We start from the raw sequence: 26,283 nt of genomic DNA, 5'->3' as shown, positions 1-26,283 counted from the left end.
ATAGAATAACGCAGCACCATGAGTGCACCATCCGATGGGATCCGCAACGAGCGCGCGTCGCAGCCGATCCGGTTTGAGCGCGTCGAGCCAGATGGTACTCATCGCCAGGTGACGCGACCGGTTGCGGTCGAGCGGCCCATCGCGATCGAGTTCAACGGAATCGGTTATGCCGTGATGATGGCGACCCCGGGCGACCTCGAAGATTTTGCCATTGGCTTTGCGCTGAGCGAGCGGTTGGCGGTCCAGGCGCAAGACGTGATCGCCATCGATCTGCATTCGACCCCCAGCGGAGAGATAGTCCGCGTCACGCTGGCGGATGGCCTGACCGAAGCTTTGCTGGAGCGCGTTCGGCATCGGGTGTCGGAGTCATCCTGCGGCCTGTGTGGCATCGAAAACCTGGAGCAGGCGCTCCGACCGCTGCCGCGCTTAACGAGTGCGGCGCACGCAGGCGATGCGGCGCTGTTCCGGGCGTTGGCAGATCTGCGTGATCGACAGCCGCTCAATCGCACAACCGGTGCGGTGCATGCCGCTGCCCGCTGCAGCGCCGACGGGGAGATATTGGATGTTCGCGAGGATGTCGGCCGTCATAATGCTTTCGACAAACTGATCGGGGCGATGCGGCGGAGCGGCGCCGACTGGGACGGGGGTTTTGCGTTACTCTCCTCCCGCTGTTCCTATGAGCTGGTCGAAAAGGCAGCCTTGGCACAATGCCCGATGCTGGTGACGATATCTGCCGCGACCGATCTTGCGATCGCGCGCGCGCAATCGTGCGGGCTGAAGCTCGTCGTATTGGCGCGTGAAGACGCCATGCTGGCGCTGCCTTGATGAAGCCGCTCGGTGCGATCCTTGCCGGCGGACGCTCGTCACGTTTCGGCAGTGACAAAGCGTTGGCGCTGCTGGCCGGCGAGCCGCTTCTCGCGCACGCCGCGCGCGCAATTCGGCCTCACGTCTCCGGGATCATCGTCTGCGGACGCGTTGAGGCTGCAGACGGCCTGCCGAGTGTCGCCGATCGGCCGCGCCCCGACCTCGGGCCGCTTGGCGGCCTTTGTGGGGCCCTGCATCATGCTGCGATCCACGGCCATGATCGGGTTCTCACGATTGGTTGCGATATGCCGGTCGTGCCGTCCGCTTTGATGGAAGAATTGATCGCCGCCGGGCGGCCCGCCTATGTGGCGGATGCACCCATTCTTGGGATCTGGCCCAGCACGCTTGCTGCGACGTTGGAGGATCATCTGGCGGGCGAGGAGGATCGATCGCTTCGCCGGTGGGCGGCCCGCGTCGAGGCGATCGGCATCAAACCAGTCTTCAAGCTTGCTAACGTCAATCGCCCCGCGGATCTCGCGCGACTTGCTGCGGCGCCCGGCAACGGCAGCCATATCCTTTAATCGGATTGAAGTGGCGGAACCGGTGCCTTTCCCTTCAAGGCCCGTTCCTCTTGTCGGATGCGTTCGCGATTGCCTCCTTCTACCCCGGTTCCCTTGGTTATCGGCTGATGGAGGCTGCCGGACGTGTTCGGTGCAACTGGCCCCCGATCGATCTGGAAGCCATGGGCTATGTCCGCCGCTACATGTTCGGTCAGACCGGGCAGGATATGATCGCCGACGGCAACGGCTTCGGCCTTCCAGCCGACCGAGATGCGCTTGCGCGGGTGGATCGACATCCAGGTGATGGCGTCGACAACCTTATCGGGCTTGTCCATCCACGGCATGCGCGGGGTTCGGCCGCTATAATTCGCGGCATGTTGCCAAAAGGCGGTGTCGGCCGCCCATGGCATGACGGTGACGACCTTGATGTGCTTCTGGCCATCCAGCCGTAACTCCTGGCTCAGCGCCTCGCTCAGGCCAAGCACGGCATGTTTCGATGCGGTGTAGCTACTGTGGTAAGCCAGCGGCACCTTGCTCTCGACGGAGCCGATGTTGATCAGCGTGCCATAGCCTTGGGCACGGAATTGCGTCAGCGCGGCATGGCTGCCGAAGATGACGCCCTTGACGTTCACGTCGATGACGCGCGCGTGATCGGCGAGGGGAACGGTGTCGAACCGCCCGATGGTGCCGACCGCCGCGTTGTTGATCCATATGTCGATCCGGCCATATTTGCCCAGCGCGGCGCGTTTCAGCCGATCAATGTCTTCGGAACGGCTGACGTCGGTGACAACAACGAGCGCGGTACCGCCTACCGCACGGATTTCCGACGCAACCTGTTCCAGCACCTCGCCCCGGCGCGCCGCCAGAACGACATTGGCACGGTAGCGGCCAACTGCGAGCGCCACCCCGCGGCCGAAGCCGCTGGAGGCGCCGGTAATGACATAGGTTTTGCCTGCGACCAGCTGGGCATCACGCGGCGGCAAGACCGACGGGGTGGCACAGCCGGCCAGGCCAAGCCCGCCGAGCGATGTCGCGACGATCGCCCGAACGAGCGGCCGCGTCATCGCGGCGTCTGCACGCGCGGCGCGAGATTCACGACGACCGCGCGGGCGTCGAAGGCGCGAACATTATTCGATGGCTTGGGTCCGCGTCCCATGACGATCTCTGCCGCCGCCTCGTATCGCGTAACCGTCGTCACATCGACGCTGCCCGCCCAGAAGGGGTTGCCCCAATAAGGGTCCCAATTGCGCCAGCCGGACCCGCGGCGCCCATAGCGCCAGGACGGACCCCAATAGCCGTAAGGGCCCGGTCCAAAGGGTTGCGTCACATAGGTGTTGCTGTTCCGCTCCGTATTGCGATCCGCCATCTCGAACCAATCGAAGCCGCGGTCGATAGTGAGCTGGGCGGCGCGATAGAGAAGATAGGTTTCCACGGTTTCGCGGGACGTCATCGAATTGCCGGCAAAGGTTACGCGAAACCGATTGGGTTCGATCTGCTGATCGGTATAACCGCCGCGCGACCGGGCGTTGGGCGCGAGCGGCTGGTAAGGTGTGGCCGTCTGGCAGCCGGCCAGTATCAAGGTGGCGACGGCGGCCGCCGTCAGCCGCACGCCGTTGCGCACAAGCTTCGTCTGCATGGATCACCTATGGGTGCGGCCGCGCGTGGCGGCCGCGATTTACATTCCGCCTGCGCCGCCGCCGGGCATCGACTTCAGATGCTGGAGGTGCTTTTCGATGATGGGAACGGCAGACGTCGCCACCTGCCGCAATGCCGGGTCCGTCCCGTCGGTGGCATAGCCCTTGTGCAGGGCCCATGCCTTCTGGTGCGCTTGAAGCTGCTGCTGGATGTAGAGCCTGTCGAACGCATCGCCCGACGCTTGCTTGAGCTGCGCAATCATCGCGACATTGGGCTCCGACAGCTTCATCGGCGGCTTGGCGACTTTGGGTTCGGTCTTCGGAAGCGCCGCAAGCAATGTCTTCGTGGTCGTCGTGTGATCTGTAATCATTTCACGCGCATGGCTTTTCACCGCATCGCTGCGGCCTTTTGAGAGTGCCAGTCGGCTGGACTGAATCTCATACATGTCGCCGTCGGCCGCCCAGGCTACGTAATTCTGGGCGGGCGTACCCGTCATCGGACTTGCGCCGACATCGCTGGCGGAGAGCGCGCCACCAGCCATGTCCTGCGCCAAGGCCGGAACGGAAAGAGGTGCCATCACCAGGCAAGTCGCGATTAAAAGTTTGCGCATCTTATTCTCCTATTCGCTCCCGACAACGGTTATACTTATTCCTCGTTCCGCTCCGGCCGCGTTGATATAGAATTATTTGAGTATAACATAGATCAGCAAGCGGGCTAATCTAAGTCAATTCGTCAGTAAAAGTTTGAATTGGTCCTTCAGGGCGATCGTACGTTGGTGCCTTTGCGCCAGCCGTAAGGTGCATGGCTTGTCGTTCGATTCACTGATGTGGGAGGTGTGACGTGGCTGCATCAGGTTCGGATTCGGAGCATCTCGAAGAAGATGAACGCGCGCAGGTGGCCCGTTTCGAGCCGCTGCGCGCGACCGGGATTCACGAGATCCTGCGCAAGGAAGGCGAGAGCGAACTGGAGCGTGCGCTCCCGGCGCTGCTTTGGACCGGCTTGGCTGCCGGCCTCTCGATGGGGTTTTCCTTTTCCGGGCAGGCCTTGCTGCACAGTGGTCTTCCCGATCTGCCGTGGCGGCACCTTGTCGCCAGCTTCGGCTATGCGATCGGCTTCGTCATCATCGTTATGGGCCGTCAGCAGCTCTATACCGAAAGCACGCTGACCGCCGTCCTTCCCGTGCTGACGCGCCGCGATCGCAAGACGGCGATGGCGACCCTGCGTCTTTGGGGATCCGTATTGGCAGCGAATATCACGGGGACATGGCTGTTCGCGGCTGCGCTTGCTTATGGCGAACCCTTCGGACCGGACGTTGCCGCAAGCCTGCGTGCTCTTGCGGGCGAGGTCGGGAACGATCCGTTCGGCACTACCGTGTTCAAGGGCATCTTTGCGGGCTGGCTGATCGCCCTGATGGTGTGGCTGCTGCCAAGCGCGCGCACGGCGAAATTGTGGGTGATCATCCTGATCACGTACCTGGTGGCGCTCGCGCGACTCCCGCACATCATCGCGGGCTCCGCCGAGGTTGCTTGTGCGGTGCTGACGGGCATCAAGACGCCAAGCCAATATTGGCTCGACTTCTTCGTGCCGACCCTGATCGGAAACAGTCTCGGCGGCGTCTGCCTGGTGGCGATGCTGAACCATGCACCGATAGCGCCGGAGCTAGAAGGCAAAGAGGAGAAGGGTTCCTCATGATCGGAACGGGGGCGTTCCAAGTATCGCATAAACACAGATTAGTATAGGTAAATTAAGCGGAACGTTGCTGCTTGGCTCTGGGTTGGTCATTCTCTCGAATATGACTGGAGCACGCCCATGTTCATGCACAACAAGCGCTTGCAATATACGGTGCGGGTGGCGGAGCCTAACCCCCGCCTGGCTACAATGATGCTAGAACAATTTGGCGGTGCGGATGGCGAGCTTGCCGCTGCCATGCGCTATTTCACCCAAGGGCTTGGCGAGGATGATCCGGGCCGCAAGGATATGCTTCTGGACATCGCGACGGAAGAGTTGAGCCATCTGGAAGTCATCGGTTCGATCGTGGCCATGCTCAACAAGGGCGTCAAAGCGCAACTGGCCGAAGGTCAGATGGAAGAGGTTGAACTCTACCGCACGATCGGCGCGACCGGCACAAGTGCCAAGGAATCGCTGCTCTTCGGTGGCGGCCCCGCGCTGATCGACTCTGCCGGCGTTCCATGGACCGCCGCCTATGTCGACAGCCGATCGGAGCCGACCGTCGATTTGCGGTCGAACATTGCGGCCGAAGCGCGCGCCAAGATCGTGTATGAGCGCCTGATCAACATCACGGACGATCCTGGCATCAAGGAGGCGCTGGGCTTTCTGATGACGCGTGAGGTCGCGCACCAGAAGTCGTTCGAAAAGGCGCTTTACTCAATCGAAGACAATTTCCCGCCGGGCAAGCTTCCGGGCGTGGAGAAATATGCCAGCGTCTATGTCAACACGTCACAGGGTGACGGCGACACGACTGGCCCGTGGAACTCCGGCGAGCAGTGGGATCGTATCGACGATCTTGCGCAGACCATGCCGATCGATGGCGGGGACGGGCTTGCAACCGTCGGCCTCGATAGCGCGGATCAGGCCGTCGCCACCAAGATGGCGAAGCGGACCATGTCCGACCCGACGAGCGATCCGGTGACCGGGGCCGATCTTGGTGCGGGACCAGGCGCAGGCCGCACGAGCAGTGGGGACAAGGGCGGCGCGCCGGACATCCAGTCGGCGCCGGCCATGGCCGAGGCAACCGCTCCGGCCTGATCTGACCTCCCCGAAGACATTGCAAGAGGTGACCCATGGCGACGGCAGCTGACGAGGTACGAGAGGTCTTCATCGATGGGCTCAAAAATGCCCATGCGCTGGAAAATCAGGCTTTGGCGCTGATGGACCGGCAGATCGAGCACCTCGCTCATTATGCCGAAGTCGCGGAACGCCTGCGCGCGCATCGCGGCGAGACGCACACGCAGATCACGCGTCTCAACCAGATCCTTGAGAGCCTTGGGGAAAGTCCCTCGGCACTCAAGGATGCCGCGCTGACCATGTCAGGCAACATGGCGGCTATCGCGCACGGTTTTGCGACAGATGAAATCCTAAAGAACAGTCTCGCCAATTTCGCGTTCGAAAATTTCGAGGCGGCGACCTACAAGGCGTTGATTGTCATGGCAGAAGAAGGCGGTTTCACCACTGCGATTCCGCTATTGCAACAGACGCTGCAAGAGGAGCTGGCGATGGTCGCGTTCTGCGATGAAATATTGCCGACGGTCATTCGCAAATATCTATACCGCAAGGCCAGCGGCGGTCAGGCAAGCCATTGATCGCTCCGGTCGCTGATAAGGCGCAGCGTTGGGGGCGGATCGCGGAGTGACACCGCCCCCTCCGCCAGCAATCGCGGTCGACCCTGACCGCGGGTTGCTGCGTTCGCCAAGTCTTCCTGGTTCCTACCGTACCGTGCCGATACCTCGGCACGGTTCTTTTTGGCGCAAGCTTGGGGCTTTTGCGGGGCCCGGCTGGCTGGTTGCGGTCGGCTATATGGATCCCGGCAATTGGGCCACCGATCTCGCCGGCGGGTCGCAATATGGCTATTCGCTGCTGTGGGTGATCGCCTTTTCCAATCTGATGGCGATGTTGCTCCAGGGCTTGGCAGCCAAGCTGGGCATCGTGACCGGACGCGATCTCGCGCAGGCCTGCCGCGATCATTATAGCCGGCCTGTCAGGATCGCGCTGTGGCTGCTTGCCGAATTGGCGATCATCGCCTGCGATCTGGCCGAAGTCATCGGAACCGCGATCGCGCTGGACCTGCTGTTCGGCATTCCTCTCACACTCGGCGTATGGCTGACCGCGCTCAACGTGATCATGGCAACAATCCTGGAGCAGCGTGGCTTTCGCCGTTTGGAGGCGCTGGTCGGAGGCCTGATGGTTGTGGTCGCCGCCAGCCTGACCATCGAGCTGATCCTGTCCGGCCCTGATTTTGCCAGGATAGGCGGCGGCCTGGTTCCCTCCGGCGCGATCCTCTCGGACCCTGGTATGCTTTACATCGCCACCGGGATCATCGGCGCCACGGTAATGCCGCATAATCTCTATCTGCATTCGGCCGTCGTCCAGACGCGACGTTTCGCAACTGATCATTGCGGCAAGCGCGAGGCGGTCCGCTTCGCGATGCTGGACGGTGTGCTGGCATTGAGCCTCGCCATGCTGGTCAATGGTGCGATCCTGATCCTGGCCGCCTCTGTCTTCCACGCGCAGGAGCGCTCGGTCTCGGATATCGCGGAAGCCTATAAGCTGCTCTCTCCCATGCTGGGCGTCGGCTTCGCCAGCGCCCTGTTCGGCATCGCGCTGCTCGCATCGGGCCAGAACTCGACCTTGACCGGCGCGCTGGCCGGTCAGGTGATCATGGAAGGCTTCACCGATCTGCGCATTCCGATATGGGCGCGCCGGCTGATATCGCGTGGTCTCGCGATCATTCCCGCCGCGATCGTCGCGAGCCTCTATGGCAGCGCCGGGACCGGTAAGCTGCTCATCCTCAGCCAGGTGCTGCTAAGCTTGCAGCTCCCGTTCGCGATCGTGCCACTCATCCGCATCACGGGCGATCGCAAATGGATGGGCGAATTCGCCAACAGCCGGCCGGTCCAGCTGATGGCCTGGGTGGTCGCCGCGCTGATCATCGGCCTGTGCCTCAAACTGCTGTGGGGATGAGGATCGCACCCGCACGCTAGCGCTGTCGGCTGAGAATGTAGCCGGCACCCTGAAAGTCGCCCTGCAACCGCACGTCGATACCCCGGCCCATCCAATAAGCGCCGCTGGCAACCGCCGGTATGCCGTTCCCCAACGGCGTCCCGTCCATCGTCTCGACGGCGTAGCGCGCCTCCGGATCTAGCCCGAGCAGTCGGATCGGCGCCCGCGGCTCAAGCCGGTGTGTGCCTTGCGTGAGTGCGAACAGTGCCGCCTGCGTCTTGTCGCGTGAGACGTAGAGCGTGGTCGACGTCACATCATCCGGCTTGGGCCGCGTGAGGCGGTAGAGATTGCCATGCTGCACCGTCTCGCGGATCCGTTTGTAGACGCCGACATAATGCTGCGCGGTGGTGAAATCTTCCTCGGACCATTTGTTGAGGTTGGTGCCGATGCCGAGCCCGCCCTGCATCGACGACAGGAAACGGAATGGGAGCGGCGTCGCCCGCTTGTTCACCCAATTCGGGCTGTCGGTGACCCAGGCCATCATCAGCCCGGGTGAATAAGCCTGGGTGAAGCCGTCCTGGATCTGGAGCCGATCGACCGGATCCGTATTGTCCGAAGGCCAGACCTGATCGGTCAGGCCCATGATCCCGAGGTCGACGCGACCGCCGCCGCCGGAACAGCTTTCAATCTCCACATTAGGATGGCGCCGCCGCAGTTCGGCTAGGATCCAGTAGAGGTTGCGGACATAGTCGACATAGATTTTCTGCTGATCGGCCGGGTCCGCCGCCGGCCAGCCAGGCTCAGACCAGTTGCGGTTATAATCCCATTTCAGAAAGCGGATGTCACTGTTGGTCAGCAAGGCGTCCAGCTGCCGCAGCAGATGGTCCCGCACGTCGGTGCGGGCCAGGTTCAGGACATATTGATTGCGCCCTTCGGTCCGGGGGCGCCCGGCGAAATTGATGATCCAGTCGGGGTGCGCGCGATAGAGGTTGCTGTCGGCATTGACCATTTCCGGCTCTACCCACAGGCCGAAATCCATGCCGAGCGCGCGGACCTTGCTGATCAGCGGCGCCAGTCCATTGGGGAATTTGCGGGGGTTGACGGTCCAGTCGCCCAATCCGGCATGATCGTTGTCGCGGGCGCCGAACCAGCCATCGTCCATGACGAAGCGTTCGACGCCGATCCGCGCGGCACGTTCGGCCAGGCGCATCTGGCCCGCCTCGTCCACGGCGAATTCGGTTGCCTCCCAGCTATTGTACAACACCTTGCGCAATGCCGGCAGTTCGCCTTTGCGCGGTACGATATTTTGCAGGGCGAAACGGTGCATCAGACGCGATGCCTCGCCCATGCCGGCTTCGGCGTGGCCGGCGTAGAATATGGGCGTCTCCAGCCGTTCGCCCGGCTTCAGGCGATAGGCAAAGTCGAACGGGTTGAAGCCACCTGTCACGCGGGGTCGACCGGCGACATCGCGATCCACGCTGATGCGGAACGATCCGCTCCAGGCTAAGGTGCCGAACCAGACCGGTCCATCCGTCTCGGTCGAACGTCCGTCCTGGGTGATGGCGAACCAGGGATTGTTCTCGCTGCCGGTTGAACCACGCCGGCTCTCCAGCACGGTGGCACCAGCAGAGACGGGTCGCTCCTGACGCGTCCATTCGGATCCCCACCGTCCGGTCAGGAAATGGAGGCGATAGTCGCTGCCGACGGGCAAGACGTAGGTGGCCGCCATCGCCTGATCGACACGGACGTCGGTGCGGCCTTCATTGGCGATCGTAGCGGATCGGCCGACAATGCCCGTGGCGCGGTCGATGACATAGTTGAGCGTGACGGTGAGAGGCCGCTGGATGTCGCGCAACGTGACCGAGACGCCATCACGGCTGAGACGGTGTGAGGCATAGCGCAGCACCAGATCGCGATTGCCGTCAGGCCAGGCCACTTTCAGTGCGGGTTCGGCGAAGATGCCGCCGCCCCAGCCGGCATATTCCTGCGGGATGACATTGGCCGCCACGTCGAAACCGCTGAGCTCGCGTCCCTGTGGGCCGTCGATCGGATCCGTGGTCCTGAGGCGTGCTCCCCAATAGACAGACTGCAACAGGCCGGCAGCGTCGATCTTGAAAGCGTAGGTCACGTCGCCACCGTCCAGGCGGAACACGCGCCGGCTCGCGTCGAAGCCCGCTTCTGCGTGCGCTGCCGCGTGGGACAGGGCGGTGGCGGCCAGGATCAGTCCGGCCCGCGTCAGCTTCATCGACATGGCATCCTTCTCTTTGTCATACTTTTAGACTCTCGTCTTTGTGCTCAAATTGCAACAGATTATTCCTATCCGGGAGATTTGTTACAGAATCCTGTCGACGTGAAAGCAATAATATCATACTTTATCATCATAACGAGAGGGGATGATGATGCGCACGAGGTTTCACACGAAGCTAATCTTGCTGACCACAGCGGCGATTTCCATAGCGTCAGCGGCTTATGCGCAGGACGCGACCGCGCCGATCGGCCAAGACCCACAATCCCCGGGCGGCACGATGGCACAGCCGCCTGCGGCTCAAGGCGATACGGGCACGCCGGATGAAATCGTCGTCACCGGCGCGCGTGCCAGCCTCGCGCGCGCGCTCGATCTGAAAAAGCGTACCATCGGCGTTGTCGACGCGATCTCTGCCGAAGACATGGGAAAGTTCCCCGATCAGAACATCGCTGAGTCTCTGCAGCGTATCACCGGTGTGTCGATCAATCGCGTCAACGGCGAAGGTCAGGGCATCACCGTGCGCGGCCTTGGGCCCGAATTCAACACGGTGCTGCTCAACAATCGCTTGCTGGCGACCGTGGGCGGCGGCCGCTCCTTCGACTTCAGCCTGCTCTCTTCGGATCTTATCTCGGGTGCCGAGGTCTATAAGTCGTCCGAAGCGCGGCTGCAGGAAGGCGGCATCGGCTCCACCGTGATCCTGCGCACCGCGCGGCCGACCGACCGCGCCGGTTTGCGGATCACCGCTAACGCTGCCGGCCGCCACGACAATACGGCCGACAAGGTGACGCCTTATGGCTCGATCGCGGTCAGCAGTTCGAACGAGGACCGTACCTTCGGCGTGATGGCCAGCTTGATCTACGACAAGCGTATTTCGAACCTGACCAACATCAGCACGGATGGCTGGGTGATCAACCAGTCCGTCGACACCAACAATGACGGTAAGGCGGATCGTAATGACGTCGCGCTGCCCCGCACGCTGAACTTCACCTCGACGCGCAACGATCGTCGTCGTTCCGGCGGTACCTTCGCGCTGGATTATGTCGTGACTGACAAATTGAAGTTCACCATGGACGCGCTGTACACCCAGCAGAAGATCAGTAGCCGAACCAACCAGCTCGGTTTCTACACCGATCCGGCGCGTATCACGTCGGCCACGGTCAACGGCAACGGTACGGCCACAAGCTTCACGGTTCTGCCGGCGACGGCGAACGCGGGTGTGGCTGCCGACAACATCTTGGCGACCAACCCGGTCAACGAGCGCACCTATCAGATCGGCGGCAACCTGGAATGGAAACCGAACGATCGCACCACGATCCTGTTCGATGGCGCGCATTCCAAATCACGCAACAATTCCGATCAGTTGTTCTACGTGGTCGGCACGCGGGAGGTTGGCGTGACGCCGACTTTCACGCTGGAAGGGCCGGATGGTCTGCCGACCATGACCAATATTCTGCCGACGGACGATCGGTCGCAGCCACGGCTGCACTGCTGCTCCGAACGCGGCGGCCGCAACAGCGACAAGGTCAATCAGGCCACGATCGACGGCACCTATGACGCAGGATGGGGTCCGCTCTCCAAGCTCCAGGCCGGCCTGCTTTTCACCAACCGCCTGAAGACGACCGTCTCGCGCGAGTCACCGGAGCCGCTGGGCTGTTTCTACTGCGGCTATGCCGCCGTCGCGCCGTCCGACCTGTTCACGCCCTTCAAAGCCAATGTCCTCGGGCGCGACATGACCTGGCTGAATTATGATCGCGACGCCCTGGTCAAATATTATGGCAGCGCCGCCGCGGTGAATCAGGTCGGCAACAGCAATGATCCGGACGCGATCGCCGCACGCCAGCGCTTCCTGGCCGTCTATAGCGGCAACAATAACAGCCTGGATCCGATCGATCGTCAGCGCGGCTCCGGTACGGTGCGGGAAAACACGTTCGCCGGTTATATCCAGGCAAGCTTCGAGGGGCAGTTTGGTGATCGCCGCTGGACCGCGATGGCGGGCGGCCGCCTGATCCACACGGATCTGCACGCGACGGGCTATTCGGTGACGTTGGTCAACATCATTCAAAATCCCCAGGATCCGACGGCGGCTGTGCCCGTCTACAGCCCAACCGTGCCGGTGGATGCCAACAACAATTACACCTACTTCCTGCCGACGCTGAACTTCCGGTTGGACATGACAGACAAGCTGATCTTCCGCCTCGCAGGGTCGCGCACACTCACTCGCCCGACCTTGAGCCGGCTCGGTCTCTCGCAGGATTTCGTGTTCCGTCCGCCCAACAGCAACACGGTCAGCGGCGGCAATCCCTATCTCAAGCCGTTCCTGGCATGGAACGCGGACGCGTCGGCCGATTATTATCTGACGCGGACGAGCTATGTCAGCCTTGCCGGTTTCTACAAGAAGCTGCAGAACTTCATCATTTCCGGCCAGCAGCCAGAGGAATATTTCGGTCTGACCTTCATCGCCAACCGGCCGTACAACGCCCAGAATGGCGACGTGTACGGGTTCGAAGCAGCGATCCAGTCGACCTTCGATTTCCTCCCCGGGATCCTGAAGAATTTCGGCGGGTCGGCCAATTATACCAAGGTGAAAAGCTCGATCCGTTTCGATCCGTCGCTCAGCAACCAGACGTTCAATGTAGAAGGCTTGTCGGACTCGGCGAACCTCGTCCTCTTCTATGAGGACGATATTTTCCAGTTCCGCGGTGCCTATAACTGGCGCGCCAAGTTCCTGAATCAGACGTTCGGGCCGCAAAGCCAGCCGGAAAACGTCAACGGCTACACCCAGATCGACTTCAGCGGGTCGATCAAGCTGACGCCCAACTTCTCCCTCTATGGCGAGGTGCTGAACGTCGGTAACAAGAAGTTCCGCAGCTATTCGCGCTTTCAGGAACGGCTGATCACCCAATCCGATCAGGGACGCCGTATCACGCTCGGCATCCGCGCCAGCTTGTGAACCATATTGGGGAGGATTGTGCCGCCGGCATGATCCTCCCTATGGCCCGTGCAAATGACGATCGAGATCACGCGACAAACGGTCCGGTTGCGGGACGGACGCGAGACGTCGATCTTCCGGATCGCCGCGCAGGATGGTGTGATCGTGTGGGTGGCCGAACTCGGCGCCACCCTGCTGCGGATCGAGGCGCCTGATCGCGAAGGGCATCGCGCCAACGTTATCCTGGGCGATGTCGACATCCAGAATTATCCGGCCGCGCTTGGCATGGCCGAGGATCCCCGCTTCGGGGCGAGCTGCGGACGGGTCGCCAACCGCATAGCGGGCGCCGCCTTTACCCTCGATGGCGAACATTTTGCGCTGGACGCCAACGAAGCGCCCAATCATCTCCACGGCGGCAGCGACGGCTTCAGCCGGCAATTGTGGCGCGGTCAGGCCACACCGCGCGGGGTGGAGATGACTTTGGTCAGCCCGGACGGCGATCAGGGCTATCCGGGGACAGTATCGGCCTCCGCCAGGTTCGAACTGGTGGCGCCGGATCGGCTTGCGCTCACTTACCGCGCGACCACCGATCGGTCGACGCATGTGAACATCGTTAGCCATCCCTATTTCAACCTGTCCGGCGATCCCGCTGTCACCATCGATCGTCATCAGCTTGAGATTGCGGCAGAAAGCTTCTTGCCGATCGATGCGATGGCGCTGCCGGTCGGAGCGGCGCTATCCGTTCACGATACGCCGTTCGACTTCCGCAAGCCGCGCGCGGTCGGTGACGTGATCGATGCCGATCATTCGCAAATTCGTGCAGCGGATGGCTTCAATCATTGCTTCATTCTGTCCTCAGGCGGGACGCAGGAGGATGCACGCTTCGCTGCCCGGCTGCGTTGCCCGGGAAGCGGACGTGTCATGACGCTGTTTACCGATCAGCCGGCGCTTCAATTCTACAGCGGGAACGCGCTGCAGGCGGCCGATCCCGCCGGCTCACACATCGCCTTCGCGCGGCGCACCGGCCTCTGCCTGGAGGCGCAAGCCTTCCCCAACGCCGCCAATCGGCCGGACTTTCCGACGACACGGTTGGATCCGGGACAGGAATATCGCTCCGAACTCCGCCTCCTTTTCGCCGTGGAGGATTGATCCGTCCGGAAATGGGGCGGCTAAAGCCGGCCCATCCGCCCGCCGTCGGCGACAATGTCTTCGCCGGTGATGAACCGGGCCGCATCGGAGAGAAGGAACACAGCCAGTCGGGCGATGTCATCGGGGTGCCCCAGGTCAGCCGGATCGACCACCTCCGCGCCGGATCGGATATTGGGGCTGGCATGGAGCAAGGGGGTATCGATCGCCCCAGGCAGGATGGCGTTGCAGCGGATGCCGCGCGCTTTTCCTTCGATCGCGGTCGATCGGGTAAGGCTGACCATGGCAGCCTTCGAGGCTGCATAGGATGCGACCAGCGGCGATGTACGGCGCGCATGGACCGACGCGATGTTCACGATCGCGCCGCCCTGCGCCATGCTGCGCAGCGCGCATCCCGTCAGCAGCGCCGGCGCGATCAGGTTAATCGCCAGCAAGGTCTGCCAGTCCGCTGCCGATTGTTCCTCGATCGTCTTGTAAATCATGACCCCGGCCACGTTGACGAGCAGATCGACGCGGCCAAACCGCGCGACGGCAGCGGCAAAGGCGTCTTCGACCGCCACGGGATCCGCCAGATCGCAGCCAAGCGCCATCGCCGCCGGGCCCAGCAGCCCGGCTACGGCGTCCGGCGGTTGACGGTCGATCAGGAACAGCATTGCCCCGGCATCGGCCAAGCTCCGCGCGATCGCACTGCCGATCCCGCCGGCAGCGCCCGTGACGAGCGCGACCTTGCCTTCGATACCCTCTACCATTCGCGCAGCGATCCGTCGCGCCCGCGCCAGGCTGGGTTGCGCCAGCGATGTGGGGCGATGGCAGCCGATCGTACCGCATCTTCGTCAATGTCCACGCCCAGGCCCGGTCCTTCCAGCACGGCCACCGTTCCGTCGGTCACGCGCAGGGCGTCTGGATTGCGCACGAAGGTAAGAAGGTCCGCATCCGGACGATTATAGTGAATGCCGATCGACATTTCCTGGATTACGAAGTTCAGCGTCACTGCGGCCACCTGGAAGCAGGAGGCCAGTGCAAGCGGGCCGAGCGGGCAATGCGGTGCAAAGGCGACGTCATAGGTTTCTGCCATGGCGGCGATGCGGCGGCACTCGGAAATGCCACCGGCATGGCTGAGGTCGGGCTGGGCGACGTCGATCGCGGCGGCTTCGAAAAAGGGCTTGAACTGCCAGCGACTATACAGCCTTTCGCCGAGGGCGAGGGGCAGGCTGGTCTGTCCCGCAATCTGGGCAATCGCTTCCGGCTGCTCGTTGGCAAGAACCTCCTCGACGAACAGCGGCCGCAACGGCTCGAGCGCGCGGACCAGCTGGCGCGCCATTGGTTTATGCACCCGGCCATGAAAGTCGACCCCCACGTCCACCCCGGTTTCGCGCACCAGCGCCAGTCGCTCGGCCGCCGCATCGACACTCGCCGGGCTATCCAGCCAGTCCATGTCTTCGGTCCCGTTCATCTTGACCGCGTCGAAACCTTGCTGGCGCCGCTCCAGCGCAGCGGCGGCCACGTCGTGCGGGCGATCGCCGCCCACCCAGGCGTAGACGCGCATGCGGTCGCGCACCCGGCCGCCCAGCAGGTCCGATACCGGTACGCCCAACATCCGGCCCTTAATGTCCCATAACGCCTGATCGACCCCGGCTATGGCCGACATCAGGACCGGACCGCCACGATAGAAGCCGAGCCGGTAGAGCAATTGCCAGATGTCCTCGATCCGGCCCGGATCCATGCCGATGATGCGATCGCGCACCGCTTCCATCGCGCCTTGCACGGCTTCGCCATGGCCCTCTAGGCTCGCCTCGCCCCAGCCGACCGCGCCCTGATCGGTTTCGATCCGGACGAACAGCCAGCGCGGCGGGACGAGAAAAGTCTCGAGGGTGGCGATCTTATGCACGGTCAGTCTCGCTCGTCTGTAAGGTTCGGCCGGTGGCAGGCCAGAAGCGGAAGGCGGTCCAGCCGCGGCCTTGCCGCAGCCCGTCGGCGGTCACCGCGAGCAGCAGGATCCCGCCGCGCACCACATATTGATAGAAGGTCGGCACGTTCAGCAGGTTGAGCGCATTTTGCGCCGTTCCCATGATCAGCACGCCGATGATCACGCCGCCGATCGTCGCCACGCCGCCGGCCAGCGACACGCCGCCCAGCACGCACGCCGATATCACTGCCAGTTCCAACCCGACGCTGGTATTCGGCTGGCCGCTGGTAATCCGTGCCGCCAGGATGATGCCGGCGACACCGGCAACCAGGCCCTGGAGCGCGAACACGGTGATCCGAACGCGCGTGATCGGCACGCCAGACAGCCGGGCCGCCTCGGGATTGCCGCCTACGGCAAGCACGTTGCGGCCGAACACCGTTCGGTTGAGCAGAAATCCGAAGGCGGCGAAGCTCGCCAGCATCGCCCAGATCGGCCATCCTACGCCCAGGAAGGCGCCGGATCCCAAGGTGAAGAAGCTTTGTGCCGGGATGGCGACGGATTCGCCGCCGGACACCAGAAAGGCCAGTCCGCGAACCATCTCCATCGTCGCCAACGTCACGATCAGCGAATTGACCTTCAACAGTGCGACGACGGCACCGTTGAACAGGCCGACTGCCGCGCCGCCCGCCAAGCCGGCAACCACACCCAATATCGGGCTGCCCGTGCTTGCGATCACCACCGCGGCGATCACGCCGGAGAGCGCCACGGTGGAGCCCACCGATAGATCGACTTCCCGCATTGCGAGCACCAGCATCATCGTCGCGGCAATGGTGCCGACAAGGGTGATGGACAGCAGCAGACCACGCAAATTGCGCAGCCCCATGAAGTCGGGAACCGCGACCGAGAGCAAGGCCATCAGCAGCAGGAGAAGGATCAGGGGACCTGATCGGCGCAGCAGCCGGCGGTTCATCATGCGGGGTTTGCATCCTTGACGATGGGGAAGGGCGACGCGGCGGTCGCATCCGGCAGGGCCAGTCGCAGCAATCGTTCGGCGGTGGCATGGGCACGCGGCACGATGCCGGCGACAGCGCCGTCGCGCATGACGACCATCCGATCGGCCACGCCCAGCACCTCGGGAAGATCGCTCGACGCCAGCAATATGGTCCCGCCACGTTCGGCGAAATCGTAGATGTGGCTGTAAATCTCGCTGCGCGCGCCCACGTCGATGCCGCGCGTGGGCTCATCCAGCAGCAGGATGGAGGCCTCGGCCAAAAGCCAGCGAGCGATGATCGCCTTCTGCTGGTTCCCCCCCGACAGGGTGACGATCGCGGCCTCCGATCCGGGTGTCTTGATCCGCAGCCGGGCGATTTCCTCGGCGGCGTGCGTGGCCTCCTCGCGCTGCCGCAGCATTGCGCTTTCCCCGCCGCGGTTACGCCAGGCCAAGGCGATATTCTCTCGTACGGATGCAAGCGGTACGATACCCTGATCCTTGCGATCCTCCGGCGCCAATCCCATGCCGGCAGCGATGGCAGCCCGCGGATCGTTATCGATCGCCTGCCCGTTCACTGCGACGGTTCCGGCCGTCCTTGCCGTCGCCCCGAACAACAAGCGGAACAACTCGGTTCGGCCAGCGCCGACCAGACCAAAGACACCGACAATCTCGCCCTTGGCGGCATGCAACGAGACCGGTGCCCGCAGGCCGGGGCCTTCGACACTGTCCACCTGCAGGGCGGTGGCGCCCAACGGACGCGCGCGATAGGCATAGATGTCCGCAACCGTGCGGCCCGCCATGGCTGATACGAGCCGCGCCTCGTCAGCGGGGCCCACGTTCGTGGCGTCGAGCACATGGGTGCCGTCGCGCAGTACCGTGGCCGTATCCGCCAGCGCGAACACTTCTTCCATCCGGTGGCTGACGTAGATGATCGCGCGGCCTTCCGCGCGGAGGCCATGGATGATCTCCATCAGCTTCGCCGTCTCACGCGTACTGAGCGAGCTCGTCGGTTCGTCGAAGGCGATGATGCGCGCGTCGCGCAGCAGCGCCCGGCCAATCTCCACCATTTGCCGCCGGCCGATCGAAAGATCGCCCAGCCGGCTGTCCGGATCGATGGGCTCGCCCAACCGCTCCAACACGGTGCGCGCCCGCGCCCGCAACGCGCTGCGATCGATCATGCCCCACCGCTTGGGAAGCGCGCCCATCATCAGATTTTCCGCCACGCTCATGTCCGGAGCGAGCTGAAGCTCCTGATGGATAATCGCGATGCCCGCATCCTGGCTCTCGCGTGGGCGCGCGAAATGCTGTGGGGCGCCACCCACCACCAACTCGCCGCCGTCGGGCTGATATTGGCCGGCCAAGATTTTCAGCAGCGTCGATTTGCCGGCGCCATTTTCCCCGATCAGTGCGCGCACCTCGCCTGCGCCCACTTGGAAGCTGACGCCATCCAGCGCGACGACACCCGGGAAGCGCTTGGTGATGCGGCGATATTCCAGCAACGCGCTCATGCCATGCCTTCCTGCGCCAGCACGTCGCGATAATTGGCGCGGGTCAGCAACCGGCCGCTGGTCAGCGTTACCGGCGGCGGCGCCCGGCCGGTGGTGATCCACCGGTACATCGCCGCTGCCGTATCATAACCATGCGCGCGCGGACTTAGCAGAACTGAGGCGTGAAAGCCGGTGGGGCTGGGCTTGGCGAGTTCGGCAATCGCTGCTTCCGATCCGCCGATGCCAACGCCGATAATCTCGGTCGAGCCAAGCGACAGGCCTTCGGCCGCGCGGACGCCGCCGATCACCGTTTCGTCGTTCAGTCCCAGGATGATCCAGCGATCATAGCGTGCGTTGGCGGTCAGGACGGGAGCCGCGGCGCTGAATGCACCTTCCGTATCGCTGGTCCTTTGCGGCGCGTCTTTGATCGCAGTGGTGGGGTACCCTGCCGCGCGGAGGGCAGCGACCGCACCGGCCGTGCGTTCGCGGCCGGTTTCCAGGCTGTCGAAGCTGATGCGCAAAATGCCGGTCGTGTCGCGTGCCCATCCCCGCCGTGTGGCTTCGGCGGCGGCAGCCTCACCGGCCAGCCGGCCGATCGAAACGGCGGAGATGCCGGTATAGGGAATGTCCGCGATCGGCCGGCCGTCGGCCGCCATCAGACGATCGTCGACGGACATGGGCTTCAAGCCGGTCGTACGGGCAAAGCCGGCAATCGCCGGGCCCAGCCGCGGGTCCGGCGCGCAGATGATGAAGCCTGCGGCGAAGCGTGCGTAGAGCGTATTGAGAGCCGCCAGCACCCGGTCGCCATCTTCCGCGCCGATCGCGATTATTTCGAAACCCAACTTTCGGCCGGCCGCCCGTGCGAAGCGCCATTCATCCTGAAACCATTGCGCCTCCGGTTGCTTCACGATGAAGCCTATACGGGTTGCAGCCGGAGCGCGCGCACATCCCGAAAGCAGCGCGATGCCCGCTGCGCCACCTCCTGTCAGGCAGCTTCTCCTGCTTACCAGCACCTATCGTTGTCCCGCCTCATCCTGTTGTCGCAATCATGCGTTCGGAATCGACACACGTCAATTTATATCATACTTATAACGTGAGGTGATGATGACGAACTATCGGATTGTGGCCCGGGCAGAACGGGATGTGCTGGGCGAGGGGCCTCATTGGTCGGTGCGTTCGGGCACCCTGTTCTGGGTCGACATTGTCGGGCAGCGACTATGGTCGCTGACGCTGGCGGATGATCGCCTGCGCAGCTGGGCGATGCCGGAGAAGATTTGCTGGGTGGTGGAACAAGCCGGCAGTGCCGATTTGCTCGCCGGCTTCAAGAGCGGCGTGGCCGATGTGTCGCTCGATCCGTTCGTGATCCGCCCGCGGCTGTCGCCCGAACCGGCTCGTCCCCACAATCGATTAAACGATGCGAAGGTGGATCCCACCGGCCGGCTTTGGTTTGGCAGCAAGGATGATCGGGATCAGGAGGCGAGCGGCGCGCTCTATAGTCTCGATAGTTCTGGGCGGGTGCGGCGCCACGATGATGGCTATCAGGTCACGAACGGGCCTGCCTTCAGCCCTGAGGGCGATTGGCTCTATCATACCGACAGCGGCCGCGGCCTGGTCTATCGTTTTCCGCTGGGCGCCGACGGAATGCTGGGTGAGCGATCCATCTTCATCCAGTTCGAACAAGGTTGGGGTGCGCCCGACGGCATGACAACCGATGCCGAGGGGTATCTATGGATCGCCCATTGGGGTGGGGGCCGGGTCAGCCGCTTCGATCCGAATGGGCAGCTCGACCGCTCGATCGCGCTTCCTGCCACCAACATCACCAGCTGTACCTTCGCCGGTCCCCGATTGGACCGGATGTTCGTAACCTCCGCCTCGCTCAAAACCGATGGCGGCGAAATGCAGGGTGTGCTGTTCGAGATCGAGCCCGGCGTCACCGGATTGGCCCCGATAGCTTTCGCCGGGAGAGCGCTGTAAACTGAAACCGGGCGCGCGCGCTTCCCCGACCATCGGGTTAACGTTCATGAAGGATGGCATGGTCACTGCCCCGATCGAAGGCTTCTCCACAAAGTTTGGCGATGACGGCCGCAACCTGACCGCCAGCATCGTCAACGATCTGGGTCGGGCGATCGTGACCGAGGCGTTCACGCAGGAACGCGCCTTCCCCACCGAGGCGGAGCTTTGCCTACGCTATCACGCCAGCCGCCCGGTGGTGCGCGAAGCGGTCAAGATGCTGACGGCCAAGGGGCTCTTGCATGCGCGCAAGCGGGCGGGGACGGTCGTCCAGCCGGAGGCGAGCTGGAACTTGCTCGACCCAGACGTGCTCAACTGGATGTTGCAGCGAAGCTTCTCGATCGATCTGCTGATCGACTTCACTGAGATCCGAATGTCGATCGAGCCTCGCGCCGCCACGCTGGCCGCCCACACGTCCACAGGCCCGCAACGCCGCGCGATCGTTGACGCAATTGGGCGAATGCTGGCTGCCGATCGTGGGGAAGAAGACTCGCTGGAAGCCGATATCGGTTTTCACATCGCCGTGCTGGAGGCGAGCAACAACCGCTTCATGCGCCAATTTACCGATCTGGTGGAGACGACGCTGCGTTTCTCAATCACGCGGACCAACGAATATAAGGGCGTTCCCCGCGCCAGCGCCCGCGATCACAAGCGCGTTGCCGACGCCATTGTGGAAGGGCAGGCCACGCTCGCCGGCGAGCGGATGCGCGATCTGATCAAAGGCGCGTTGGACCTGCTGCTGACCGCCGGCAACCGCCCCCACCGGCCCTGACGAGCGGACGCCGGATCATAGCGCGCCGCAGCGGCTTGCGCCGGGGATAGGCTGGGCGGCCGCTTCTGACGGTCGCGGATCGCCGGGATGATAAGCATTGGCCATGAACGGGCGCAGATCCTCTTCGTCGAGCGGGATCGGCCGAAGGTCGCCATCGGCATAACGCCTGACCTGATCGTTGAAGTGCGAGGAGGACGGATTTCCGCTTTCGCCGCCCGCGGAAACCGCCCAGGCGCGCGGGTGCGGGCCAAATTCCACGACCGCGACGAAGCTGTTGCCGCTCGTGCCATAGAAGCAGCGTTGTCCTGGCTGCCGCTCCACGGCGAAGGAGGCGAGCGATCCGAAGTTTCCGGAGGTGAAGGCGATCGGCAGGCTCGGCGCGGCATCGTCAAAGTTTTGGTGGATCGCCCCGCTCACGCGCTGGAAGCGATTGATCCGTCCCCATTCGACCTGCCAGCTTCCCCAGCGCTTCTGCATCTGATCGATCGCCTGGCCCAGCGCGGCGAGCCTGTCGGCATCGCTCATAGTCTCCCGAAACCAGGTGAAGAGCGGCACATTGGCCGCCTTGGCCTTTGGACCCTCCGATGCCCATAAGGCCTCGCCCCAATGGACGGCCAGCGAAGTCGGGCGCGACGTCAGGGCCCATCGCCGGTCCCACGATGTCAGCAGTGCGATAGGCGCTGCGAGCCGCGCGCGTCGCGGATCGCGCGGCGGGAGAGCGTCATACCCACGCAACAGCAGCGGAATCTGTTCTTCGAAGAAGGGAAGAAAGGAATCGAATGCCGCCTTGCTCAAGCTTTGCGCCGAAAATCTGGTGGTTCCGGACAGCAGTATGGTGGCGTGGACGCCCCGCGGATTCTCCCCCAATTGATCCATATATCGGGGGTAATCCGCCGCGCGCGGGCTTGCGCTGCCGGCGGCGCTCCATGGCCAATTATTGGTGTTCATGACGTAGCCGGTCGACGGCGCGATGACCTGCGGAAGCTGGTTCAGGCGGTGCAGGCCCTTCCAGTCGGTCGCCGGATCGCTGCCGTCCACGGGTCGGGTGTAATCAAAGCGCGCGCTGCGCACCGGCACGAATTGCGGCGGCAGGAACGCGATCGATCCGTCAGCCGCGGCAAGAAGCGTGTTATTCGTCGAGTTCGCCTTGCGCTCGGACACCGCCTGATACGCGCGCAGGCTGGTCGCCTTGGTCCGCAGGAAGCTTTGCTCGAGCGCGGCGCGCGGATTGTTCAGCATCGCAACTGCAATCCACCGCCCGTTCTCGCTGCGGATTACCGGGCCATGATGGGTGGCCAGCGTGGTGAAGACCCGCTCTTTCAAATGGCCATCGTCACTGCGCACCTGCAGGCGCACGACCTGCTGGCGCATCGGCCGCCAGGCGCGGCCATAGCGATAAACCAGCCGTCCGTTGCGGCGTTCGACGGTCTCGGCAAATTCGTCGATATTGTCGACCCGGCTGGTCGTGTGCATCCAGCCAAGCTGTCGGTTGAACCCCTGATAAACGAAGAATTGGCCCCACGTGGCGGCCCCATAGACGTCCAGGCCCTCATCACTGGTGACCTGTTGTTCCGCCCGGAAGAAGAAGGAGGTGTGCGGGTTGATCCACAGCAGAGGATAGCCGTTGACCGTGCGGCTGGGGCCCAACGCGATGCCATTCGATCCCTGGGGTTCCGTCATCTCGCTGTCGCGCGCGGCCAATGCGGCGGGCGAGGGGGGCGCTATCTGTCCGTAAAAGGCGCGAAGCTGGGCAAGATCGACACCGCTCTCGATGTCGCCGCCGATGCTTCCTTCGGAAAAGGCAAGCGCCATCCACGGTTCGAAATGGGTAAGAATGCGCGGTCGGACGTCGCGGTGGCTGGCGAGATACTGGTTCAGCCCGTCCGCCCAGGCTTCCATCAATGTCTTCAGCCAAGGTGGCGACGCACGGTACTGGGCACGCAGATCGTCCAGATCAAGGAACAGGCGCTGGCGCAGATCCTGCCAGACCGCTTTCTCTCCATCGACCTCAGCAAGCCGGCCCAATGCGACCAGGTAGTTCTGCTCGATCCGTGGGAAATCGTCTTCCGCCTGGGCATAGGCCATGCCGAATACGGCATCCGCATCCGTCTTGCCGTGGACGTGGGCGATGCCGAAGCTGTCGCGAACGATGCGGACCCGGCTGGTACGCTCCCCCGGTGCACGATCTACGGCGCTGGCGGGAAGTGGCAGCGTGGCGGCTGCGGCGACAAGCAAGATCGATGAGGTGCGCACGCAAGCTCCTTGGAAGATTCGCAATCACCGGCTGACGGCTTGCGTCCAGGTTAAGTCATATATATTCGCCGGAGCAAGAGGAGAGCTTCGGATGACGATACGGCTGCGCGAAATCCCCATTCCCGATTTTGGCCCCATCTCCGCGCCGGCACCGCTTGAGGGCGAACGCTACGCGCAACGTTGCCGGTCTGCCCACGCGAGCGCAGGGACCGACTGGCTCATTCTATATGCGGACCGGGAGCATCTGGCGAATGTCATGTTCCTGTCGGGCTTCGAACCGCGCTTCGAGGAGGCGCTGCTGCTGCTTGGCCCCCAGGATCAGCGCATTCTGATCACGGGCAACGAATGCGTTTCTTATGCTGCGCGATCCCCCTTGCCCGGCCTGGAGGTACGGCTGTCACAGACGATGAGCCTACTTGGTCAGGATCGCAGTCGGGCGCCCAAGCTCACCGATGTACTGCGCGATGCCGGGATCGGCGCCGGGGACAGCGTCGGCGTTGCGAGCTGGAAATATCTCGGCGCCGACGAATGGGAGGGCGACGCGCCGCCATCCTTCCTGCCGGCAGCTTATCTGGAGGCAATCCGCCGGGTTTCAGGGCACGTGATTGATCGCACCGATGTGATGCTGCATCCGGAAACCGGTCAGCGCTCGATCATCGATGCGGATCAGATCGCCATTTTCGAGGCCGCCGCGGCGCGCAGTTCGGAAATGGTCTGGAACGCGCTCAGCCAAATCCGCCCGGGGGATCGCGAGTGGGAAGCCGCCGCGCGCATGACCTATCGTGGCGAGCCGTTCAACGTGCATACCATGCTTGCGTCCAGCAACGCAGCGAACGGGCCGGTGATCGGCCTCGCCAGCCCCGGCGGCCGGATTATCGAGCGCGGCGACGGTGTTTCCACTGCGGTCGGTCTCTGGGGCGGGCTGACGGCGCGGGCAGGTCTCGTCACGGACGAAGACGCCGCCTTCGAGACGCTCGCCGCTCATTATTACGAAGGGCTGCTCGCCTGGTATGCCGTGGCCGATATCGGTGTGGCGGGCGGCGCCCTGCACAGCCATGTGACGGAAACGCTGGCTCGCAATGGTCTCGGTTCGATGCTCAATCCCGGCCATCTGACCGGGCATGAGGAATGGTCGAATACGCCGATCCGGCCAGCGTCGGTCGAACCGATCCGGTCCGGCATGCACATGCAGGTGGATGTCATCCCGACACCGGTTCAGGACGGTTGGGCCCTGAATTGCGAAGATAGTGTCGTGTTCGCGGATCAGGCACTGCGCGCCGAACTGGCCGAACGCCATCCCGATGTCTGGCGCCGCATGGAGGCACGCCGCCGGTTCATGACCGAACAGCTCGGCGTCCGTCTCGCAGACTCGGTGCTTCCGTTGTCCTCTACGCCGATGTGTCTGCCGCCCTGCTGGCTGCGCAGCGACCGGATCTTCACCTGCGCATAAGCCTTCGCCCCGCGCAGCGGTGACCGAAAAATGAGAGGAGAAGTGGGTGCAGTTTGATCCATCTGCGGCAACATCCACGGCGTCCGCGGCCGCATCCGAACGCGCAGGCTATGGCTATGATGCGCCGGACTTACGCATCTTCATGTTCGCGCTTTTCTTCGTGTTCGGCGGCATCACCAGCCTCAACGACGTGATCATTCCCAAGCTGAAGGAATTGTTCACGCTCAATTATGCGCAGGCGCTGCTGGTGCAATCCGCCTTCTTCGCGGCCTATGCGATCGTGTCGATACCGGCCGCCGCGATCGTGCGCCGCACAGGCTATATGCGCACCGCAGCGCTTGGGCTGCTGACCATGATGCTCGGCTGCCTGCTGTTCGTGCCGGCCTCGCGTTCCGCCACCTTCGGGCTGTTCCTGTTCGCTTTGTTCGTGCTCGCTGCCGGGATCACGGTGGTGCAGGTTGTTGCCAATCCGCTGATCTCGCTCCTGGGGCCGCCGCAATCCTCCCATAGTCGCCTGACCTTTGCGCAGGCGTTCAACGCGCTTGGGACGACCGTCTTCCCCTATGTCGGATCCGTCCTCATTCTCGGCAACCTCGCGACAGTGGATCCGAAGACGCTGACGGGTGCCGCGCTCGACGCTTATCGCGCGGCTGAAACCCATATGGTCGTCATGACCTATCTGGGGCTTGCCGCCGCCCTCGCGCTGATCGCGCTGGTCGTCTGGTCGCGCCGTCATCGGCTAAAGGAAGAGCAGGCGCCGCGCCAAAGCGTCCTCCATGCGCTGGATCTGTTGGCGCGGCCGCGATTCGGCTTGGGCGCCTTGTGCATCTTTCTCTACGTCGGCGCCGAGGTGGCGATCGGATCGCTGATCGTGAACTATCTCATGCAGCCCGCCACGCTGGGCCTGAGCGCGGCCGAGGCGGGCAAGCACGTCCCTTATTATTGGGGCGGTGCCCTCGTCGGCCGGTTCATCGGCGCCTATGTCCTGACGCATATTTCCCCCGGCAAGGTTCTCGCTACGGTTGCCACAGGATCGATCCTGCTGATCCTCCTTTCGGCCAACAGCGTCGGCGCCGTATCCGGCTGGTCGCTACTCGCGATCGGGCTGATGAACTCGATCATGTTCCCGACCATCTTCTCGCTCGCGAGCGAGGGGTTGGGCCGGCGTACGGCAGAAGGATCGGGCGTCATCGTCACCGCAATCGTTGGTGGCGCGATCATCCCGCCGCTGACCGGCTATCTGGCGGATAGATCAGGCAGCCTTCATCTGTCGCTGGCTTTGCCCGCCGCTTGTTATCTCGTCATTGCCGCCTACGGCCTTTATACGCGCCGGCCCGCGCGGCCTCTGGAACCGGCCTGATACAAGCAGGCTATTGCTTCCCACTTGCGGCCGACCCAAAGTTCGATAGCTTGCTTAG

At 63.4% G+C, this 26,283-nt stretch carries 22 protein-coding genes; 12 read left to right on the top strand and 10 right to left on the bottom strand.

The features are described from left to right. The first annotated feature begins 18 nt into the window (after positions 1-18). Positions 19-825 carry a formate dehydrogenase accessory sulfurtransferase FdhD gene (gene fdhD, locus ACOJSI_RS01630; protein ID WP_420136506.1) on the top strand — a complete coding sequence of 269 codons (807 nt, stop codon included), beginning with the start codon at positions 19-21 and terminating at the stop codon, positions 823-825. Further along, complete coding sequence (gene mobA, locus ACOJSI_RS01625) at positions 825-1,385, top strand: molybdenum cofactor guanylyltransferase (RefSeq protein ID WP_420136505.1); 561 nt, start codon at positions 825-827, stop codon at positions 1,383-1,385. The genes fdhD and mobA overlap by 1 nt, the downstream gene beginning before the upstream one ends. Here mobA and ACOJSI_RS01620 read toward each other — a convergent pair. From ACOJSI_RS01620 to ACOJSI_RS01610, 3 genes are read right to left on the bottom strand one after another with little or no spacing between them, the layout of a single operon-like run. Next, positions 1,382-2,428, bottom strand: coding sequence for an SDR family NAD(P)-dependent oxidoreductase (locus ACOJSI_RS01620; protein WP_420136504.1), 1,047 nt, complete (start codon positions 2,426-2,428; stop codon positions 1,382-1,384). The two genes, mobA and ACOJSI_RS01620, sit on opposite strands and share 4 nt — an antisense overlap. Continuing rightward, positions 2,425-3,000 carry a CC0125/CC1285 family lipoprotein gene (locus ACOJSI_RS01615; RefSeq protein WP_420136503.1) on the bottom strand — a complete coding sequence of 192 codons (576 nt, stop codon included), beginning with the start codon at positions 2,998-3,000 and terminating at the stop codon, positions 2,425-2,427. The genes ACOJSI_RS01620 and ACOJSI_RS01615 overlap by 4 nt, the downstream gene beginning before the upstream one ends. Positions 3,001-3,039: 39 nt before the next feature. After that, entirely contained in the window at positions 3,040-3,609 is a 570-nt protein-coding gene (locus ACOJSI_RS01610; protein WP_420136502.1) for a DUF4142 domain-containing protein, read from the bottom strand. 230 nt (positions 3,610-3,839) lie between these two features. Here ACOJSI_RS01610 and ACOJSI_RS01605 point away from each other — a divergent pair, with 230 nt between their 5' ends. The 4 genes from ACOJSI_RS01605 to ACOJSI_RS01590 all read left to right on the top strand — a co-directional run bounded on the left by ACOJSI_RS01605 (position 3,840) and on the right by ACOJSI_RS01590 (position 7,697). Further along, positions 3,840-4,691 (top strand): formate/nitrite transporter family protein, encoded by an 852-nt coding sequence (locus ACOJSI_RS01605; protein ID WP_420136501.1) that lies wholly within the window; start codon positions 3,840-3,842, stop codon positions 4,689-4,691. A 117-nt stretch (positions 4,692-4,808) separates the two neighbouring features. Continuing rightward, a complete protein-coding gene (locus ACOJSI_RS01600) occupies positions 4,809-5,765 on the top strand; it encodes a manganese catalase family protein (protein ID WP_420136500.1) in 957 nt (318 codons plus the stop codon). A gap of 35 nt (positions 5,766-5,800) precedes the next feature. Further along, complete coding sequence (locus ACOJSI_RS01595) at positions 5,801-6,319, top strand: ferritin-like domain-containing protein (RefSeq protein WP_420136499.1); 519 nt, start codon at positions 5,801-5,803, stop codon at positions 6,317-6,319. 133 nt (positions 6,320-6,452) lie between these two features. Beyond that, the gene (locus ACOJSI_RS01590) at positions 6,453-7,697 is read left to right on the top strand and encodes an Nramp family divalent metal transporter (RefSeq protein ID WP_420136498.1); all 1,245 of its coding nucleotides are present in this window, start codon (positions 6,453-6,455) and stop codon (positions 7,695-7,697) included. A gap of 16 nt (positions 7,698-7,713) precedes the next feature. Here the strand turns inward: ACOJSI_RS01590 and ACOJSI_RS01585 are convergent, their stop codons facing one another. Next, positions 7,714-9,921, bottom strand: coding sequence for an alpha-galactosidase (locus tag ACOJSI_RS01585; RefSeq protein ID WP_420136497.1), 2,208 nt, complete (start codon positions 9,919-9,921; stop codon positions 7,714-7,716). A 280-nt stretch (positions 9,922-10,201) separates the two neighbouring features. On the opposite strand from ACOJSI_RS01585, the gene ACOJSI_RS01580 reads away from it, so the two are divergent. Further along, positions 10,202-12,871, top strand: a complete 2,670-nt coding sequence (locus ACOJSI_RS01580) for a TonB-dependent receptor (RefSeq protein ID WP_420136496.1) — start codon at positions 10,202-10,204, stop codon at positions 12,869-12,871. Between the two features lie 54 nt (positions 12,872-12,925). Next, a complete protein-coding gene (locus ACOJSI_RS01575; RefSeq protein WP_420136495.1) occupies positions 12,926-13,999 on the top strand; it encodes an aldose epimerase family protein in 1,074 nt (357 codons plus the stop codon). 20 nt (positions 14,000-14,019) lie between these two features. Here ACOJSI_RS01575 and ACOJSI_RS01570 read toward each other — a convergent pair whose 3' ends face one another. Genes ACOJSI_RS01570 through ACOJSI_RS01550 form a run of 5 tightly spaced genes read right to left on the bottom strand, consistent with a single transcriptional unit; the run spans position 14,020 to position 19,393 of the window. Further along, positions 14,020-14,745: an SDR family NAD(P)-dependent oxidoreductase gene (locus tag ACOJSI_RS01570; RefSeq protein WP_420136494.1), complete on the bottom strand. Its 726-nt coding sequence runs from the start codon at positions 14,743-14,745 to the stop codon at positions 14,020-14,022. Continuing rightward, complete coding sequence (gene dgoD, locus ACOJSI_RS01565; protein WP_420136493.1) at positions 14,739-15,884, bottom strand: galactonate dehydratase; 1,146 nt, start codon at positions 15,882-15,884, stop codon at positions 14,739-14,741. Before dgoD ends, ACOJSI_RS01570 begins: the two co-directional genes overlap by 7 nt. Beyond that, a complete protein-coding gene (araH, locus tag ACOJSI_RS01560) occupies positions 15,877-16,875 on the bottom strand; it encodes an L-arabinose ABC transporter permease AraH (protein WP_420136492.1) in 999 nt (332 codons plus the stop codon). The genes dgoD and araH overlap by 8 nt, the downstream gene beginning before the upstream one ends. After that, positions 16,872-18,401 carry an L-arabinose ABC transporter ATP-binding protein AraG gene (araG, locus tag ACOJSI_RS01555; RefSeq protein WP_420136491.1) on the bottom strand — a complete coding sequence of 510 codons (1,530 nt, stop codon included), beginning with the start codon at positions 18,399-18,401 and terminating at the stop codon, positions 16,872-16,874. Before araG ends, araH begins: the two co-directional genes overlap by 4 nt. Further along, positions 18,398-19,393: a substrate-binding domain-containing protein gene (locus tag ACOJSI_RS01550; protein WP_420136490.1), complete on the bottom strand. Its 996-nt coding sequence runs from the start codon at positions 19,391-19,393 to the stop codon at positions 18,398-18,400. Before ACOJSI_RS01550 ends, araG begins: the two co-directional genes overlap by 4 nt. Before the next feature lie 88 nt (positions 19,394-19,481). Here ACOJSI_RS01550 and ACOJSI_RS01545 point away from each other — a divergent pair, with 88 nt between their 5' ends. Both ACOJSI_RS01545 and ACOJSI_RS01540 read left to right on the top strand, forming a co-directional pair. Beyond that, the gene (locus ACOJSI_RS01545; protein ID WP_420136489.1) at positions 19,482-20,354 is read left to right on the top strand and encodes an SMP-30/gluconolactonase/LRE family protein; all 873 of its coding nucleotides are present in this window, start codon (positions 19,482-19,484) and stop codon (positions 20,352-20,354) included. 58 nt (positions 20,355-20,412) lie between these two features. After that, positions 20,413-21,162, top strand: coding sequence for a FadR/GntR family transcriptional regulator (locus tag ACOJSI_RS01540; RefSeq protein WP_420136488.1), 750 nt, complete (start codon positions 20,413-20,415; stop codon positions 21,160-21,162). 15 nt (positions 21,163-21,177) lie between these two features. Here ACOJSI_RS01540 and ACOJSI_RS01535 read toward each other — a convergent pair whose 3' ends face one another. Beyond that, positions 21,178-23,415 (bottom strand): penicillin acylase family protein, encoded by a 2,238-nt coding sequence (locus ACOJSI_RS01535; RefSeq protein ID WP_420136487.1) that lies wholly within the window; start codon positions 23,413-23,415, stop codon positions 21,178-21,180. A 91-nt stretch (positions 23,416-23,506) separates the two neighbouring features. Here ACOJSI_RS01535 and ACOJSI_RS01530 point away from each other — a divergent pair, with 91 nt between their 5' ends. Together ACOJSI_RS01530 and ACOJSI_RS01525 are read left to right on the top strand one after the other, a co-directional pair. Then, positions 23,507-24,865 carry a M24 family metallopeptidase gene (locus ACOJSI_RS01530; protein WP_420136486.1) on the top strand — a complete coding sequence of 453 codons (1,359 nt, stop codon included), beginning with the start codon at positions 23,507-23,509 and terminating at the stop codon, positions 24,863-24,865. Positions 24,866-24,911: 46 nt separating this feature from the next. Then, positions 24,912-26,225, top strand: coding sequence for a sugar MFS transporter (locus ACOJSI_RS01525; protein WP_420136485.1), 1,314 nt, complete (start codon positions 24,912-24,914; stop codon positions 26,223-26,225). Positions 26,226-26,283 lie beyond the last annotated feature (58 nt).

Origin of the sequence: Sphingomonas sp., assembly GCF_048595155.1 — a bacterium.
GTDB lineage: Bacteria > Pseudomonadota > Alphaproteobacteria > Sphingomonadales > Sphingomonadaceae > Sphingomonas_I.
Note: the sequence above shows the minus strand (reverse complement) of the source record. Positions and strands in the feature narration are given on the sequence as shown.

Coding starts and splice junctions, on each gene's coding strand:
- ACOJSI_RS01540 (WP_420136488.1), top strand. CDS start 20,413: ATGGTCACTGCCCCGATCGAAGGCTTCTCCACAAAGTTTGGCGATGAC.
- ACOJSI_RS01530 (WP_420136486.1), top strand. CDS start 23,507: ATGACGATACGGCTGCGCGAAATCCCCATTCCCGATTTTGGCCCCATC.
- ACOJSI_RS01615 (WP_420136503.1), bottom strand. CDS start 3,000: ATGCAGACGAAGCTTGTGCGCAACGGCGTGCGGCTGACGGCGGCCGCC.
- ACOJSI_RS01545 (WP_420136489.1), top strand. CDS start 19,482: ATGATGACGAACTATCGGATTGTGGCCCGGGCAGAACGGGATGTGCTG.
- fdhD (WP_420136506.1), top strand. CDS start 19: ATGAGTGCACCATCCGATGGGATCCGCAACGAGCGCGCGTCGCAGCCG.
- ACOJSI_RS01610 (WP_420136502.1), bottom strand. CDS start 3,609: ATGCGCAAACTTTTAATCGCGACTTGCCTGGTGATGGCACCTCTTTCC.
- mobA (WP_420136505.1), top strand. CDS start 825: ATGAAGCCGCTCGGTGCGATCCTTGCCGGCGGACGCTCGTCACGTTTC.
- ACOJSI_RS01580 (WP_420136496.1), top strand. CDS start 10,202: ATGGCACAGCCGCCTGCGGCTCAAGGCGATACGGGCACGCCGGATGAA.
- ACOJSI_RS01600 (WP_420136500.1), top strand. CDS start 4,809: ATGTTCATGCACAACAAGCGCTTGCAATATACGGTGCGGGTGGCGGAG.
- araH (WP_420136492.1), bottom strand. CDS start 16,875: ATGATGAACCGCCGGCTGCTGCGCCGATCAGGTCCCCTGATCCTTCTC.
- ACOJSI_RS01620 (WP_420136504.1), bottom strand. CDS start 2,428: ATGACGCGGCCGCTCGTTCGGGCGATCGTCGCGACATCGCTCGGCGGG.
- ACOJSI_RS01595 (WP_420136499.1), top strand. CDS start 5,801: ATGGCGACGGCAGCTGACGAGGTACGAGAGGTCTTCATCGATGGGCTC.
- ACOJSI_RS01585 (WP_420136497.1), bottom strand. CDS start 9,921: ATGAAGCTGACGCGGGCCGGACTGATCCTGGCCGCCACCGCCCTGTCC.
- araG (WP_420136491.1), bottom strand. CDS start 18,401: ATGAGCGCGTTGCTGGAATATCGCCGCATCACCAAGCGCTTCCCGGGT.
- ACOJSI_RS01575 (WP_420136495.1), top strand. CDS start 12,926: ATGACGATCGAGATCACGCGACAAACGGTCCGGTTGCGGGACGGACGC.
- ACOJSI_RS01570 (WP_420136494.1), bottom strand. CDS start 14,745: ATGGTAGAGGGTATCGAAGGCAAGGTCGCGCTCGTCACGGGCGCTGCC.